General features: G+C 55.8%; 17 protein-coding genes and 1 pseudogene. 12 read left to right on the plus strand and 6 right to left on the minus strand.

Translation table 11 applies throughout. The annotated features are described in order from the left end of the window. Positions 1-7: 7 nt before the first annotated feature. The 4 genes from FGL10_RS02480 to hpnD form a co-directional block, all read right to left on the minus strand. Positions 8-679 (minus strand): CsgG/HfaB family protein, encoded by a 672-nt coding sequence (locus tag FGL10_RS02480; RefSeq protein WP_003707563.1) that lies wholly within the window; start codon positions 677-679, stop codon positions 8-10. Between the two features lie 200 nt (positions 680-879). Then, positions 880-1,599: an SDR family oxidoreductase gene (locus FGL10_RS02485; RefSeq protein ID WP_003707561.1), complete on the minus strand. Its 720-nt coding sequence runs from the start codon at positions 1,597-1,599 to the stop codon at positions 880-882. A gap of 82 nt (positions 1,600-1,681) precedes the next feature. Further along, on the minus strand, positions 1,682-2,995 hold the full coding sequence (hpnE, locus tag FGL10_RS02490) for a hydroxysqualene dehydroxylase HpnE (RefSeq protein ID WP_003707558.1): 1,314 nt from the start codon (positions 2,993-2,995) through the stop codon (positions 1,682-1,684). A gap of 78 nt (positions 2,996-3,073) precedes the next feature. After that, entirely contained in the window at positions 3,074-3,946 is an 873-nt protein-coding gene (gene hpnD, locus FGL10_RS02495) for a presqualene diphosphate synthase HpnD (RefSeq protein WP_003707556.1), read from the minus strand. Between the two features lie 170 nt (positions 3,947-4,116). On the opposite strand from hpnD, the gene hscA reads away from it, so the two are divergent. From hscA to fdx, 4 genes and pseudogenes are all read left to right on the plus strand, one after another. Further along, positions 4,117-5,979, plus strand: a complete 1,863-nt coding sequence (gene hscA, locus FGL10_RS02500; RefSeq protein WP_036469259.1) for a Fe-S protein assembly chaperone HscA — start codon at positions 4,117-4,119, stop codon at positions 5,977-5,979. A gap of 75 nt (positions 5,980-6,054) precedes the next feature. After that, positions 6,055-6,725, plus strand: a pseudogene (locus tag FGL10_RS02505) (GIY-YIG nuclease family protein). Positions 6,726-6,760: 35 nt separating this feature from the next. Then, positions 6,761-7,522 (plus strand): DUF2314 domain-containing protein, encoded by a 762-nt coding sequence (locus FGL10_RS02510; protein ID WP_013448871.1) that lies wholly within the window; start codon positions 6,761-6,763, stop codon positions 7,520-7,522. A gap of 55 nt (positions 7,523-7,577) precedes the next feature. After that, positions 7,578-7,919 carry an ISC system 2Fe-2S type ferredoxin gene (gene fdx, locus FGL10_RS02515; protein ID WP_002219289.1) on the plus strand — a complete coding sequence of 114 codons (342 nt, stop codon included), beginning with the start codon at positions 7,578-7,580 and terminating at the stop codon, positions 7,917-7,919. A 116-nt stretch (positions 7,920-8,035) separates the two neighbouring features. Here the strand turns inward: fdx and FGL10_RS02520 are convergent, their stop codons facing one another. Next, positions 8,036-8,623, minus strand: coding sequence for an amino acid permease (locus FGL10_RS02520; protein ID WP_118786880.1), 588 nt, complete (start codon positions 8,621-8,623; stop codon positions 8,036-8,038). Between the two features lie 187 nt (positions 8,624-8,810). Between FGL10_RS02520 and iscX the strand changes: the two genes are divergently transcribed. Further along, on the plus strand, positions 8,811-9,008 hold the full coding sequence (gene iscX, locus FGL10_RS02525) for a Fe-S cluster assembly protein IscX (protein ID WP_003707543.1): 198 nt from the start codon (positions 8,811-8,813) through the stop codon (positions 9,006-9,008). 63 nt (positions 9,009-9,071) lie between these two features. Here the strand turns inward: iscX and hslR are convergent, their stop codons facing one another. Continuing rightward, on the minus strand, positions 9,072-9,473 hold the full coding sequence (gene hslR, locus FGL10_RS02530) for an Hsp15 family ribosome-associated heat shock protein (protein ID WP_003707541.1): 402 nt from the start codon (positions 9,471-9,473) through the stop codon (positions 9,072-9,074). Positions 9,474-9,674: 201 nt separating this feature from the next. Between hslR and FGL10_RS02535 the strand changes: the two genes are divergently transcribed. From FGL10_RS02535 to bioB, 7 genes are all read left to right on the plus strand, one after another. Beyond that, positions 9,675-10,634 carry an acetyl-CoA carboxylase carboxyltransferase subunit alpha gene (locus FGL10_RS02535; protein ID WP_003707539.1) on the plus strand — a complete coding sequence of 320 codons (960 nt, stop codon included), beginning with the start codon at positions 9,675-9,677 and terminating at the stop codon, positions 10,632-10,634. A 67-nt stretch (positions 10,635-10,701) separates the two neighbouring features. Continuing rightward, the gene (gene tilS / locus FGL10_RS02540; protein ID WP_171007431.1) at positions 10,702-12,012 is read left to right on the plus strand and encodes a tRNA lysidine(34) synthetase TilS; all 1,311 of its coding nucleotides are present in this window, start codon (positions 10,702-10,704) and stop codon (positions 12,010-12,012) included. A 50-nt stretch (positions 12,013-12,062) separates the two neighbouring features. Next, a complete protein-coding gene (locus FGL10_RS02545; RefSeq protein WP_036475033.1) occupies positions 12,063-12,848 on the plus strand; it encodes a TrmH family RNA methyltransferase in 786 nt (261 codons plus the stop codon). Positions 12,849-12,857: 9 nt separating this feature from the next. Next, the gene (locus FGL10_RS02550) at positions 12,858-13,055 is read left to right on the plus strand and encodes a hypothetical protein (RefSeq protein WP_003707530.1); all 198 of its coding nucleotides are present in this window, start codon (positions 12,858-12,860) and stop codon (positions 13,053-13,055) included. A 12-nt stretch (positions 13,056-13,067) separates the two neighbouring features. Further along, on the plus strand, positions 13,068-13,370 hold the full coding sequence (locus FGL10_RS02555) for a DUF4124 domain-containing protein (RefSeq protein ID WP_003707528.1): 303 nt from the start codon (positions 13,068-13,070) through the stop codon (positions 13,368-13,370). Positions 13,371-13,431: 61 nt separating this feature from the next. Further along, complete coding sequence (gene mpl / locus FGL10_RS02560; protein ID WP_003707527.1) at positions 13,432-14,808, plus strand: UDP-N-acetylmuramate:L-alanyl-gamma-D-glutamyl-meso-diaminopimelate ligase; 1,377 nt, start codon at positions 13,432-13,434, stop codon at positions 14,806-14,808. Between the two features lie 206 nt (positions 14,809-15,014). Then, positions 15,015-16,067, plus strand: a complete 1,053-nt coding sequence (gene bioB / locus FGL10_RS02570) for a biotin synthase BioB (RefSeq protein ID WP_003707523.1) — start codon at positions 15,015-15,017, stop codon at positions 16,065-16,067. The last annotated feature ends 8 nt before the right edge of the window (positions 16,068-16,075 follow it).

Here is a 16,075-nt window from a genome sequence, read left to right on the forward strand (position 1 = left end):
TTTGTCCTTAACGGCGGGGTTGCCACGCGCCGCTGTCGACGGCTTGGACGAGGTTGTTGACTGCCTCGCGGACGGCCAAATCCAAAACTTTGGCGTTTAAAGTCGCATCGTAGCCGGAAGTGCCGCCGAAGCCGACGATTTCACGGTTGGAGAGTGCGTATTCGCCCGCGCCCTGTGTGGAATAGACGATTTCGGAAGTGCGGGCGTCAACGATATTCAAAGCCACTTTCGCATAGGCGATTTGCGATTTGCCGCGCCCCAAAATGCCGAAGAGCTGGTGGTCGCCGACATCTTTGCGCCCGAATCCGACAACGCCGCCGGTTACGACGTAATCCGCGCCTTTCAGGTTTTGCGCCTTGCCGGAAATGCCGGCTTCTTGTTTCAGCGCGCTCAAGTTGGTGCGGTTCAGTACATTGAAGCGGTTGGTCTGTTGCAGGTGTGTGGCCAAAATGGTTTTCGCCTGGCTGCCCAAACGGTCTTCCCCGTCGGAGAAAATGCCTTTTTGGAAGTCGGAGCGGTTGTCGAAAGCACCGATGGAAATCGGGGTACGCACGCCGTGGTATTGGGTGCTGTAAGAAGCGACTGTGGCAACTTCGAGGCTGCGTGAAGATTCGGATGCACAGGCCGACAGTAAGACGGAAGCGGCGGCAAGGGCAACGGCGGTGGAAACGGTTTTCATAAAATTTACCCTCAGGTCAAGTTAAGGAAATAACGGGTTATCATTATTGTCCTTGTGTAAATTTAAGTCAAGGTGTTTGTCTGTTCGGAACGGACGGAAGGTGCGGATATTTTCCAGACGGAAGCGCGGCGCGGGCGAAACCGTCCGATCCGATGCCGTCTGAAGGGGCGGGACGGGCGCGAAGCCTGCCTTTTCCGGGTTTATAGGTAAACGATTTCGCCGCTCCGCCCTTTGCTTTCGGTGCTTGCCCACCAGACAAATGCGGGCAGTACGTCCCCGTAGCTTTTGCGTTCGCTTTTGGCTTCGCCCGGATGGGATTTGATGCGCTGGGGCGAGTGGATGGGGCCGGGGACGAGGACGTTGGCGCGCAGGTTGGCGAAGCGTTCCCATTCGTCGGCGGCGACCTTGCACAGGTAGTTCAACGCGGCTTTGGACGCGCCGAAGCCGCCCCAGTAGGCTTTGGGTGTTTCGCCGTGGCTTTCGCCGACGAAGATGACGGACGCGTCGGGCGACTGCTTCAGCAGCGGGAACAGGGCGCGGGTCAGCCCCATCGGGGCGACGGTGTTGATGCGGTATTGGTTGACCCATTCGGCGACGGTTTGGAAATCCAGCGGCGAGAGGGCGTAAAAATAGCCGGCGCAGTGGACGATGCCGTCCAGTTTGCCTTGCGTGGCTTCGGCAATGGTGGCGGCGAACTGTTCGAATTCTTTTTCTTCCGCACTCATCAGGTCGAAGCAGATGGCGAAGGGTTCGGGGTGTCCGGCGCCGACGATTGCGTCATAGACTTTTTCCAGTTTCTTTTGATGGCGGGCAACCAAAATCACGGTCGCCCCTTCGGCGGCGTAGGCTTTGGCAACCTGTTCGCCCAGCCCTTGCGATGCGCCGGTCACTAAGATGGTTTTGTCGGTCAGTGTCGCCATACTTTTTCCTTTTTGGTTGTCGGTTAAGGTATTTTAGCGTTTTGCCGCACCTTGTAAAGCGTCCTGATGCCGGCCGGCGTTTTCAGACGGCATCGTTCAGGCTTTGCAGGCAGGCTTCCGCGGAAGCGAAACCTGATTGTACGGCGGCTTCGAGCGTGGCGGGGTAGTATGGGTGGAGGTAGTCGCCGGCGGGGAAGATGCGGTGCCGGTGCAGCCACGACAAATCCGGCGGCGGGGCATCGGCTGCGGTTGTGGCGCGTTTTTCGGTGATGACGCGCACGGCTTCGGGTTCGCCCAAATGCGGAAGGATGCGTTTGAGGTCGGCGTGGGCTTTGTCCGCCCACGTCCGGTTTGCAAACGCGCCGACGCGGTCGGAAACGCTGATGACGGCGGACACTTCGTTTTCAGGCAGTCCGAGCCTGCCCCGGCAAAGCAGCCATTGCACCGTGCCGTCGGCAAGGCCGGTCAGCGGGGCGGGCAGGCGGACGGGTTCGGCGTAGCGCAGATAGACGGTGGTGATGGCGTGATAGCGAAGGTTTTGATATGCCGTCCAAATGTGTTCGGGCGTGCCTTCGGGCAGGAGCGCGGCGGCGTGGTAGGGCGCGGTGGCGGGGACGGCGGCATCGAAAGGTTCTCCGTTGACGAGCACTTTCCCGTCCGGGAGGGTGTTCAGACGGCATACGCGCGTTTCGAGGCGGATGTCCGTGCCGAGCCGCTGAAGTTCCGCCAAGGCGGGTTCGGCGACGATTGCGCCCAAATCCTGCTTGGGTAGGAGATAGTCGCTGCCGGATTTTTTCGTCAGCACGCCGTCGGACAAAACGTTGCACAACACGCGCAGGCTTGCGGTTTCCAAAGGCGTGTTGAGCGCGCCCCAAACCAAGGGCTGCCAAAACTGCATCACGGCGGCACGCGGCACGTTCCGCTGTTTCAGCCATTGCGCCACTGTCGCGTCGGGCTGTCCGTGGCGTGCGGACTTCTGCAAATCGGACATATCGGCAAGCAGTTTGGCTTTGAATGCGGTCGGTGTGCGCCGGGCAAGCAGCACGCCGCCCAAAATATGCAGCGGCGCGGGCAGGGGGAGGGCGCGGAACTGCAAACCGCCGTGCATATGCCAGTGCAGCGGTACACGCAAAAAGGCGGCACGGGGGTCTGAACCGATGGTTTTCATCAGGCGCAACACGCCCCGGTATGCGCCGAGCAAAATGTGCTGCCCGTTGTCCAAAAAACCGAAACCGTCGGTATTTCCGGCCAGTGTGCGCGCCCTGCCGCCCGCCTGCCTGCCGGCTTCAAACAGGGTAATGTCGGCGTGCCGCGCCAAGGTAACGGCGGCGGACAAGCCGGCCCAGCCTGCGCCGATGACGGCGATTTTCGGGCGCGGATGCGGCGTGTTCATCATTTATTCCTCCAATGGTTGAAACCCCGTTTTTCGGGGCGGCGGGGGTTGGGTTTTCCTGAAGGGCGGGCGGTATGCGCCTTATGCCCGTTCCGGCGTGCCGGGGCGCGGTTTGAATCCGAATAACCAGGTTTTCAGGGCAATGCGTTTTTTGCGCGGCGAAGGGAGGGCGATTTTGTATTTGAGGACGTTTTGCGCGCCGTCCCGGTCGATTTCGTTCAATAGCTCGTAATAAACCGCCGCCATAACCAGTCCGACTTTTTGGGCTTTTTTATCGGCATCAGGCAGCAGCGACACCGCCTCGCGGTAGGTTTCGCGGGCGCGTTTGATTTGGAACGCCATCAGTTTGGCAAAATTGTCCGTCGGGCTGCATTGCAAAATCACGCTTGCGGGTACGTCAAACCGCTGCATTTCCTCCATCGGCAGGTAAATTCGTCCCCTGCGCGCGTCTTCGCCGACATCGCGGATGATGTTGGTCAGTTGCAGCGCAAGTCCCATTTTATCCGCGTATTGCAGCGTTTTGCCGTCTGAAAATCCCAAAATCCGCGCAATCAGGCAGCCGACCACGCCTGCGACGCGGTGGCAATACAGTTTCAATTCTTCAAAACTGCCGTAACGCGCCCGAACCAAATCCATCTGCATCCCGTCGATTAAGGCTTCCAGTTCATATTTCGGCAGCTTGAAGGTTTCTTTAACCTGCCGCAAGGCCTGATTGACGGGGTGTTCCGGCATCTTGCCGCCGAACACCTTGTCCAAATCGCCGCGCCACCAGTTCAATGTTGCCTGTGCAACATCGGGGTTGGAACATTCGTCAACCACATCGTCCAATTCGCGGCAAAAAGCATATAAAACCGTTACCGCATCCCGTTTTTCCTGAGTCAGGAAACGGAAGCCCGATAAAAAACTGGAGCGGCTTTCTTCAGCTTTTTGACGGCAATAGTCGAGTACTTTCACGATTTATATTCCTAATGATGGGCGGGAAAGGCGGATTTTATCGGCATTTGGCGGTAGAGGGCAATTTCGGCGGCACGGCTCAATCCTTAGCGGTTTGCTCAACTATCGGCGCAAATTCTGTTAAAATGCCGCTTTCCTTCCTTTACACACCGCACCGACAGGCAGAATTTATGGCTCTTTTGCAGATTTCAGAACCGGGTATGTCCGCCGCTCCGCACCGGCACCGTTTGGCGGCAGGCATCGATTTGGGTACGACCAACAGCTTGGTTGCCACCGTCCGCAGCGGCAGTGCGGCCTGCCTGCCCGATGCCGACGGGCACGTTACCCTGCCTTCCGTCGTCCGCTATCTGGAAAACGGCGGCATTGAAGTCGGCAAAACCGCCCTGTCCGCCCAAAAAACCGACCCGCTGAACACCGTCAGCTCCGCCAAACGCCTTATCGGGCGGACGCTTGCCGATCTGCATCAAAATACGCATTACCTGCCTTACCGTTTCGGCGACAATCAACGTGTTATCGAACTGCATACGCGGCAGGGGGTGAAAACGCCTGTCGAAGTGTCGGCGGAAATCCTCAAAACCCTTAAATCGCGTGCCGAAGAAACCTTGGGCGGCGATTTGGTCGGCGTGGTGATTACCGTTCCCGCCTATTTCGACGATGCCCAACGCCAGGCCACCAAAGATGCCGCGCGTCTGGCGGGTTTGAACGTATTGCGCCTGCTCAACGAACCCACCGCCGCCGCAATCGCCTACGGGCTGGACAACGCCTCGGAAGGCACGTTTGTCGTGTATGACTTAGGGGGCGGCACATTCGACGTATCCGTATTGCAACTGACCAAAGGACTGTTTGAAGTCAAAGCCACCGGCGGCAACAGCGCGTTGGGCGGCGATGATTTCGACCATCGTTTGTTCTGCTACCTGCTCGAACAAAACGGACTCTCCCAACTCAACGAACAAGACAGCCAACTCCTGCTCTCACTCGTCCGCGCCGCCAAAGAACAATTAACCACGCAAACCGAAGCGCGCATTCAGGCGACGCTTTCAGACGGCATGGCAATCGACACAAGCATCAGTCGCGCCGAGTTCCACAACCTGACGCAGCATTTGGTGATGAAAACGCTCGAACCGGTCAAACAGGCGTTGAAAGACGCGGGCGTAACCAAGGCGGATGTCAAAGGCGTGATTATGGTCGGCGGCTCTACCCGTATGCTGCACGTTCAACAAGCGGTTGCCACCTTCTTCGGACAAACCCCGCTGAACAACCTCAATCCCGACGAAGTCGTTGCACTCGGCGCAGCCATACAGGCAAACGTCCTCGCAGGCAACAAAGCCGACGGCGAATGGCTGCTGCTGGACGTTACGCCCTTGTCGCTCGGTTTGGAAACCTACGGCGGCTTGGCGGAAAAAATCATCCCGCGCAATTCCACTATCCCCACCGCGCGCGCGCAGGACTTTACCACCTTCAAAGACGGTCAGACCGCGATGACGATACACGTCGTGCAAGGCGAACGCGAACTGGTTGCCGACTGCCGCAGCCTTGCCAAATTCACCCTGCGCGGCATTCCGCCTATGGCGGCGGGTGCGGCGCGTATCCGCGTAACCTTCCAAATCGATGCGGACGGGCTGCTGTCCGTTTCCGCCCAAGAACAAAGCACCGGCGTACACGCGCAAATCGAAGTCAAACCCTCCTACGGCTTGGATGACGGCGCGATTACCCGAATGCTTAAAGACAGTATGGACAACGCCGCCGAAGATATGGCGGCTCGCGCCCGCGCCGAAGCCGTGGTCGAAGCCGAAAGCCTGACCGATGCCGTCAACGCCGCCCTCGAGTTGGACAGCGATTTGCTGGATGCCGAAGAATTGCAACAGATTCGGCAAGGCATCACAGATTTGCAAGGCCGTCTGAAAGACGGAAAAGCCGAAGACATTCGTGCCGCCGCCGCCAAACTCGGCAGCATTACCGACAACTTTGCCGCCAAACGCATGAACCGCAACATCCAACGCGCGCTGACGGGGCAGAGTGTCGATAATATTTGACGGCAAATGGTTTCAGACGGCATAGAGATAACCTGATGCCATCTGAAGGCTCGAAAACACTTGGAAAACATCGATATGGAAAAGTCAGGCATTGACTATCTGATGAAAACCGTCATCAAGGGCGTGTATAAAATCGGCATTTCGGACGTAAGCAATTTTGAAGGCAGAATGCGCCATTTGGAAAACAACGGCTATGCGAACGTTGCCGGATTGGAGCGCATCCTCGCCGTCAAAACCGACAATTACAAAGAAAAAGAAAACCTGCTCCATGAAATTTTCAGCAAAAGCAGGATAGGCGATACCGAATTGTTCGCCGTGGACGAAAACCTTGTGAAACGTTTGTTTTTATCGCTTCGCGGCGAAATCGTATTCCCGAAAAACGAAACGGCGGAATCGGAATTTGAAAAAAGCGTCCACGAACGCAGGCAGGAAGGGAATGCCGGGTCCGGCCGCAAACAACTGCTTGATTTGGTACGGCGCGGACACCGGGAATACCCTTACGCGCTACCCCGGCTTTTGGCGGGCGCGGCATCCTACAAGCCGAGAAAATCGAAAATCCGCCTTTTTAAAGAAGCATATTTCGGCAAAAGCGGCACGAGGCTGACCGACGAAATTGCAGACGGCATCCATATTTACACCTGTTTTTCGCGGGCGGATTTTCGCGGGCGGATTTGGAAAAAGCCTATTCCGAATATTTGGAACTTTTCAAATCCGAATCGGATGCCGAAGGCAGAAAGCCGCAGTAAGGTGCAAACAGATACCGTACACGTTGAGGAGCAGTATGATGGGCGATTCCGTCATTTATTATGTAGAACAGGCAGACGAACCGGTAAACCGTGCCGGCGAACGCGCCCGTAAAACATTCAAATACTTTTGGCGCGAGCTTTTTTGGGAACGCCGCCGCATTATTCCCGCCCTGGATTTTGCCATGGTCAAAGTCCCTTTTTTCCAAGACGGCGAAGACGGCGAAATTTGCGAACATATGTGGATCGACGATATTTATTTTGACGGTCTTTATATTTACGGTGTGCTGAACAATGAACCCGGCGGACTGACTAATGTCGAACAAGGCGAAAGCGTTTGCGTTCCGGTTGACGACATCAGCGACTGGATGTTCGTGTGCAACGGCATTCCCTACGGCGGCTTTACCGTACAGGCAATGCGCGGGCAGATGACGGAAGAGGAGCGCACCGAACACGATGCTGCATGGGGAATCGATTTCGGCGATCCCGGGCAGGTATTGCTGGTGTATGAAGAAAAAGAACATCCCGAAAATCTGGAAGAGCATCCGATGTGCCGGAACTGTATTGACGATTTTCGGCAACAGTTGTCCCAAAATTCGGATTTTCTGCATGAGCAGGACGAAGACGGCTATACGCCGCTTCATCATGAAGCCATCGCAGGAAATGCACTTATGGTTCAAGCCATGCTTGAATACGGCGCAAATCCTGCCTCAACGACATCGGAAGGCTATACCGCCCTCGATTTTGCCCGCCTGACGGGCTGGCAAAATGTTGCCGACCTGCTCGAACCGCGACATTAGGCAGACAATTTTCCGAAAAACGAACGCAACCACTTTTTACAGAAAGACAATAAAAATGCCCAAAATCACCGTACTCCCACACACGACATTATGCCCCGAAGGCGCGGTTATCGAAGACGCGCCGGAAGGCAAAACCGTCCTCGACGTACTGCTCGACCACGATATCGAAGTCGATCACGCCTGCGAAAAATCCTGCGCCTGCACCACCTGCCACGTGATTATCCGCAAAGGTTTCGACAGTTTGGAAGAGCCGACCGAATTGGAAGAAGACCTGCTCGATCAGGCTTGGGGCTTGGAAGCCGATTCGCGCCTGAGTTGTCAGGCGGTTGTCGCCGGCGAAGATTTGATTGTGGAAATCCCCAAATACACCATCAACCACGCGCGCGAAGAACACTGAAAACAGGCCGTCTGAAGCCGGTGCGCTTCAGACGGCATTGTTGCGCGGATAAGGCGCAATCGCCCGAAAACAGGCGTTCGTACAGGCGGAATCGCGCAGGCGCGATTTACGGATATTCACCGGTTTCGCAGCCGGAAAAACCGTCGGCGGGTTGCTTTCAGGGCGACGGTCGGGCGGTATGCCGGATAGCGTTCCACTTTCGCTTCTATATTGATTTTAATCGGTTTCCTGCCGGAACGGCCTGATGCGGCATCCGGGGCGGATTGTGTTTCTTCCCGACCGCCGGCCGGATTCCCCCGTTCTTGTGCGAAACCGAAAGAAACGGCGGCGCGGCGGACAAGCTCGAGATAGCGTCCTTCAAGCTCCGGGCAGGCGGCGGACACGCTTTCTGCCGTAACCGTGAAGCCGCCGTCCGACCCGGCAAGGCGTTCCGCAATCTGCGTGTAGATGCGCCAACGCCGGGTGCGCAACATTGCCGCATCGCAACCGGCAGCCGCTTTCTCCAAGGCAATCAGACCGCGCCGGTTTTGGTAGTGAAGGCAAACCGTTACTCTGGAGAGGATATGTTGCCCGTCCAATATTTGATACAGTTTGCGTATCAGCAAAATCAGGCGGTCAAACTCCTCCATCTCCGACAGTGGGTCGGGATGGTCGGAAGCGGTATAAACCAGTTTGGACAATTTTGCAGCGGATATGTGCTTCATCATTACTCTTTAATGCTTGAAACCCCGCCCTCTGGGGCGGTAGGATTCGGGTTTGTCCGAGCGGAGGGACACTCTTGCCGATCGGCGCAACACTCGGGGCGGGGTCGACAAATCATCCTTCAAAAAGGGCGTTTTGCCGAAACATATTTTATGCGGCTTCAATGCCGGACGATAAAAGGAAATTTATATGAAATGGACCGATACCCGGCGCATCGCCGAAGAACTCTACGACCTGCACGGCGAAACCATCGATCCCAAAACCGTGCGCTTTACCCGATTGCGCGACCTGATTATGGCATTGCCCGATTTTGACGACGATCCGGCGCGTTGCGGCGAACGCATCCTCGAGGCCGTCCAACAGGCGTGGATAGAAGAAGCGGAATAAACGCCTTCCGATGCCGTCTGAAGCCTGTCCGCCGCCGGCGCGTATTTTGCAAAGGCAGGCGCGTTACCAAACATCTTTTTTCATCTTGTCCAGTCGGCGGCGGTCGCGCTTGGTCGGTCTGCCGTCGGGATAGGCGGAAGTGATGCGGCTGAACCGGTCGAGCTGTTTGCGCTCTTCCCTCAATGCTGCCGTTTTCGCGTCTTCTTCATACAGAAGCCGTGCCTCGGGTGCCGGGCGGCGTTGGTGGTTCAAACCTTTAACCTTGATTTTATAGGGAAGGGAATCGAGTGTCAGCTCGATAATATCGCCGATGCAGACGGATTTGCTGTTTTTAACCTTTGAACCGTTTACCTGAACCCTGCCCAGTCCGATGTGCTTTTGCGCCAAAGCGCGGGTTTTGAAAAAGCGCGCCGCCCAAAGCCATTTATCCAGGCGCATGACGGCAATATCGTTATCGTCTTTCATACGGTTTCGTTTGAAAAATTGAATTTGTTTGAATTTGTTTCAAGTTTAGCATAAGATACGCCCGATAACGGCTAGTGCAGATGCACTACCTGTTTTTAATTACCTGCCGCGCAGCCGGTGTGAAAATATGGCAAACCGCCTGTCAAATACATCCGAAGGGCGTATGATGGCGGCAGAACCCGTTGACGAGAGTTTTTGTTTATGAAGCCTGTTTTTTTGGATTTTGAACAACCCATAGCCGAATTGTCGTGCAAAATCGACGAATTGCGTTTTGTGCAGGACGGTTCGGCCGTCGATATTTCCGATGAAATCCTGCGCCTGCAGAAAAAGAAAGACGACCTGACCAAATCGATTTTCAGCAAACTCACGCCCGCCCAAATTTCACAGGTTTCCCGGCATCCGCAGCGTCCCTATACTTTGGATTATATTGAGGCGCTGTTTACCGATTTTGAAGAGCTGCACGGCGACCGCCACTTTGCCGACGATCATGCAATTGTCGGCGGATTGGCACGTTTCAACGGGCAAAGCGTGATGGTCGTCGGTCATCAGAAAGGGCGCGACACCAAAGAAAAAATCCGCCGCAATTTCGGTATGCCGCGCCCCGAGGGCTACCGCAAAGCCCTGCGCCTGATGAAGACGGCGGAAAAATTCGGCTTGCCCGTCATTACCTTTATCGACACGCCGGGCGCGTATCCGGGCATCGGTGCGGAAGAGCGCGGGCAGTCGGAAGCCATCGGCAAAAACCTGTACGAACTGACGCGCCTGCACGTCCCTGTTTTGTGTACGGTTATTGGCGAGGGCGGTTCGGGCGGCGCGTTGGCGGTCGCCGTGGGCGATTACGTCAATATGCTGCAATATTCGACCTATTCCGTCATTTCCCCCGAAGGCTGCGCGTCTATTTTATGGAAAACCGCCGAAAAGGCGGCGGATGCGGCACAGGCTTTGGGCATTACCGCCGACCGGCTGCAAAAATTGGGACTGGTCGATACCGTCATTAAAGAGCCTTTGGGCGGCGCGCATCGGAATTTCGGGCAGGTTATGGACAACGTAAAAACCGTTTTGGAAAAACAACTGCACGAAGCGCAAAGCATCCCGCTTGCCGATTTGCTTTCGCGCCGTTTCGACCGCATTATGGCTTACGGCAAATTTTCCGAACAATAATTCAAATGAAACCGGCGGCAAGCAGTTTGTTTGAAACTGCTTGCTTTTTCTTTATCGGGATGGAGCCGTGCTGACTTTAGATGCGTTTGAGCAATGCTTGAAGGATTGTTTTCCTCAAGGTCTGAATGAAAAAAAAACAGCGGTGGCATTAAGCGGCGGCTTGGATTCCGTGGTTTTGCTGCACCTGCTTGTCCGCGCCGGAAAAAAGGGCGGCTTTATTCCGGAGGCCGTGCACATCCATCACGGATTAAGCCCCCGTGCCGACGATTGGGCGGATTTCTGCCAAAACTATTGCGATATGCTCGGGGTGAGGCTGGAAACGGTTAAGGTCTGCGTGGAAAAAAACGGTTTGGGCATCGAGGCGGCGGCGCGGCAAAAGCGTTATGCCGCGTTTGCCGAAAAAGGCTTTGACGTTTTGGCGTTGGCGCACCACAGGGACGATCAAATCGAAACCTTTATGCTGGCGGTCGCGCGCGGCGGCGGTTTGCGTGCTTTGGCGGCTATGCCCGCCGTCCGCCCTTTGGGGGAAAACGGCATTATCTGGCGGCCTTTGCTGCCTTTTTCGCGCCAAGACATATGGGATTATGCCCAAAAACACGGTTTGCCGAATATCGAGGATGAAAGCAATACCGATACGGCTTATTTGCGAAACCGTTTCCGGCACCGTATTTTGCCCGAACTTTCGGCGCAGATTCCCCATTTCGGGCGGCATCTGCTGAACAATGTCCGTGCTTTGCAGGAGGATTTGGCTTTGTTGGACGAGGTCGTCGTTCAAGACTGCCGTTGGGTTTGCGGGGCGGGTTATTTCGATACGGCGCGGTGGCTGACGTTTTCCCCGCGCCGGAAAACCCATATTTTGCGGCATTTTCTGAAGGAAAACGGCGTTCCCGTGCCGAATCAGAATGCCCTTGCCGACATTGCCCGGGTTTTGACGGAGGCAAAAACCGGACGTTGGAACGTGCAAGGCTTCGAATTGCATCATTATGCGGGCAGGCTGTTTGTGTTCCAATTGGAAAAAACGGATAAACTGCGGTTTTTGAAAGACAGGCAGATAAGCGGAAATTTAAGGGAAATATTGAAGGGGCAGGGATTTGTTTTAAAACGTCATCCGTTCGGACTTCCCGGGCATCTTTTGGAGCAGGACGGAATCTTGCGGACGGTTGCGGCATCGGACAGGCTGGCTGTCGGCGGTATCCATAAGGATGTGAAGAAAATCCTTCAGGAAAAGCGGGTTTTGCCCGCGCTGCGCCCGTTTTGGCCGGTCGTCGCCGACAAGGACAACCGTCCGCTGGCGTTGGCAAATTACGGTACGGATTTTCAAATCTCGGTTTCAGACGGCATTTTGCCCGTCCATCCGGATTTTCCCGTTTTATTTTGATGGAATCGGAATCGCCGTTGCCTATTATATATTCTTGAAAAGGCGGTAAAGTGAAGCATATCAGTTCGGCAAACAATGAACACATCAGACACCTGCACCGCCTGCTGTCGCAGGGAAAGTTCAGACGGCAGTATGCCCAAACCGTTTTGGAGGGCGTACACCTGCTTCAGGTTTTCCTGCAATCCGGCGGAAGGCCGGTCGGGGTATATATTCCCGAAGCGAAAATGCCGTCTGAAGAAGTCCGTAAATTGATGGCGGTTGTGCCGGAAGGCAAGGTTTTTTCCGTTTCAGACGGCATATTGAAAAAAATCAGCAGCTTGAGTTGTGCGGATGATGTGCTTGCGCTGATTGATATTCCGGATGCGGGTGCTTTGCCGGACAAAGGCGACTGTGTGGTTTTGGACGGCGTGCAAGATCCGGGCAATGTCGGCACGGTGTTGCGGAGCGCGGCGGCGGCAGGAATCGGCGCGGTCGTTTTGGGCAAAGGTTGTGCGGACGCGTGGTCGCCCAAAGTGCTGCGAGCCGGAATGGGTGCGCATTTCTTGTCGGAGATTTATCCGCAGGCGGATTTGGAAATATGGTTGGCGCGTTATGAAGACCGTGTGTTTGCCACCGCGTTGCGTGAGGAAAAACAGGCGGTTCTGTATAACGAAGATTTGCGCGAACCGACAGCCTGGGTGTTTGGCAACGAAGGCGCGGGTGTCGGTAAAGCAGTTTTAGACAGGGCGGACAAGTGTGTCAGGATTCCGATGCACGATGCAACCGAGTCTTTAAATGTCGCGATGGCGGCGACAATCTGCCTGTTTGAACAAATGCGCCAACGGGCGGCGTATTGAGGAAGAGAAATGCCGTCTGAAAAAATCTATTACGGTGTATTGATTTTCTTATGTATCGCTTCTATGCTGCTGACACCGTTTTTTTATGCGGGGGCTTTGAAGCCCAAGAAGGCGGCATTGCGGAAGGACGGGCAGTGGAAAGCCATCATATTGTCCAATGCCGTCATGGTGGCGGCTTTGTTTTGGATATGGTGGAAATGGTTTTGAAGGAGTCTTGATATGAAAACATCTAAAATTATTGCGGGGCTGATGCTGGCTGTGGCGGTTCAGACGGCATCTGCGGCAGTGTATGAATGCCGTCAAAACGGTAAGGTCAGTTACAGCCAAACTCCGGGAAAACATTGTACCAACGCGGGTTTGGGGCGGGATCGTGTGTACAGTTCGGTCAGGCCTGCCGTGAAAGACAGGGCGGAAGACGCAGGGACTGACGATCATTTGGATTCGGTGAGGGACGAAGCCGCCCAAAATCCGAAAGGAAATGCACAGAAAGACGGTTCGGCTGCCGGCATCAAGCCGCACTGATTGAAGCCGAATCAGCCCTTGCGCTGTCGGACGGCAAAATTTGAACGATTGGGGAACTTTGATGAAACACATCCATATTATCGGTATCGGCGGCACGTTTATGGGCGGAGTGGCCGCCATTGCCAAAGAAGCGGGGTTTGAAGTCAGCGGTTGCGACGCGAAGATGTATCCGCCGATGAGCACCCAGCTCGAAGCCTTGGGCATAGGCGTACACGAAGGCTTCGATGCGGCGCAGTTGGAGGAATTTCAAGCCGACGTTTACGTCATCGGCAATGTCGCCAGGCGCGGGATGGATGTGGTCGAGGCGATTTTGAACAAAGGGCTGCCTTATATTTCCGGCCCGCAATGGCTGGCTGAAAACGTGTTGCACCGGCACTGGGTGCTCGGCGTGGCGGGGACGCACGGCAAAACCACCACCGCGTCTATGCTCGCATGGGTCTTGGAATATGCCGGACTCGCGCCGGGCTTCCTCATCGGCGGCATCCCGGAAAATTTCGGCGTTTCCGCCCGCCTGCCGCAAACGCCGCGCCAAGACCCGAACAGCCAATCGCCGTTTTTCGTCATCGAAGCCGACGAATACGACACCGCTTTTTTCGACAAGCGCTCCAAATTCGTACATTACCGTCCGCGTACTGCCGTGTTGAACAATCTGGAATTCGACCACGCTGACATCTTCGCCGATTTGGGCGCGATACAGACCCAGTTTCACCACCTCGTGCGCACCGTGCCGTCTGAAGGCCTCATCGTCTGCAACGGACGGCAGCAAAGCCTGCAAGATACTTTAGACAAAGGCTGCTGGACGCCGGTGGAGAAATTCGGCACGGAACACGGCTGGCAGGCCGGCGAAGCCAATGCCGACGGCTCGTTCGACGTGTTGCTTGACGGCAAAACCGCCGGACGCGTCAAATGGGATTTGATGGGCAGGCACAACCGTATGAACGCACTTGCCGTCATCGCCGCCGCTCGTCACGCCGGCGTTGATATTCGGACGGCCTGCGAAGCCTTGGGCGCGTTTAAAAACGTCAAACGCCGGATGGAAATCAAAGGCACGGCAAACGGCATCACCGTTTACGACGACTTCGCCCACCACCCGACCGCCATCGAAACCACGATTCAAGGTTTGCGCCAACGCGTCGGCGGCGCGCGCATCCTCGCCGTCCTCGAACCGCGTTCCAACACGATGAAGCTGGGTACGATGAAAGCCGCCCTGCCCGCAAGCCTTAAAGAAGCCGACCAAGTGTTCTGCTACGCCGGCGGCGTGGATTGGGACGTTGCCGAAGCCCTCGTGCCTTTGGGCGGCAGGCTGCACGTCGGCAAGGATTTCGATGCCTTTGTTGCCGAAATCGTGAAAAACGCCCGAACCGGGGACCATATTTTGGTGATGAGCAACGGCGGTTTCGGCGGAATACACGGAAAGCTGCTGGACGCTTTAAAATAGTCTGGGCGATGCCGTCTGAAAGCCCTTCAGACGGCATTTTCCACCTGCGCGGCACAAAGGCGGAAAAACCGTTTGCCCCGTATTTTCAAACGCGTTACACTTGCCGCCGCTGTTTTCAGCCATTTGATTACCCGCAACCGCCGTCATTGCGCCGGCGGTCTGCACGTCAGCGTCATTGCGCCGCTGTAAATACGAAAGAACACATTATGACCATATCCCCCGTCGCCTTGCGCCGTAAGACCGAGCGCAAGCCGCATCCCACCGCACGCTATTGGAAAAAATGCGATGTCGAGGCACTTTTCGGACTGCCGTTTTTAGAACTTGTCTATCAGGCGGCAGAAGTCCACCGCCAAAATTTCAACCCGCGCGAAATCCAGCTTTCCACGCTGTTGTCGATCAAAACCGGCGGCTGTCCCGAAGATTGCGCCTACTGTCCGCAATCGGCGCACCACAACACCAATCTGGGCAAAGAGCAGATGATGGATGTGGATGAAATCGTCGAAAAAGCCAAAATCGCCCAATCGCGCGGCGCAAGCCGGTTCTGTATGGGTGCGGCGTGGCGCGGCCCCAAACCCAAAGACGTGGAGACGGTTTCCGCAATCATCAAAGCCGTCAAGGGTTTGGGTATGGAAACCTGCGGCACGTTCGGTATGCTCGAAGAAGGTATGGCGGAAGACTTTAAAGAAGCAGGATTGGATTATTACAACCACAACCTCGATACCGACCCCGACCGCTACAACGACATCATCCACACCCGCCAACACGAAGACCGTATGGACACCTTGGGCAAAGTCCGCAACGCCGGTTTGAAAGTCTGCTGCGGCGGCATCGTCGGGATGAACGAAACCCGCGCCGAACGTGCCGGGCTGATTGCCAGCCTCGCCAATCTCGACCCGCAGCCCGAAAGCGTGCCGATTAATCAGTTGGTTAAAGTGGAAGGCACGCCGCTTGCCGATGCCGAAGATTTGGACTGGACGGAATTTGTCCGCACCATCGCCGTGGCGCGGATTACGATGCCGCAAAGTTATGTCCGCCTCTCGGCAGGGCGCAGCAATATGTCGGAAGCGATGCAGGCGATGTGCTTTATGGCGGGCGCGAACTCGATTTTTTACGGCGACAAGCTGCTGACCACGGGCAATCCGGACGAAGACGGCGACAGAATCCTGATGGAAAAGCTCAACCTGTATCCCTTGCAGTTCGAGCCGGAAGGCGGCGCGGACGGGGCGGAAAAAGCCTCAGGGATTAAAGTGGATTATTGACGATTGCA

Origin of the sequence: Neisseria lactamica, assembly GCF_901482445.1 — a bacterium.
GTDB classification, from domain to species: Bacteria; Pseudomonadota; Gammaproteobacteria; order Burkholderiales; family Neisseriaceae; genus Neisseria; species Neisseria lactamica.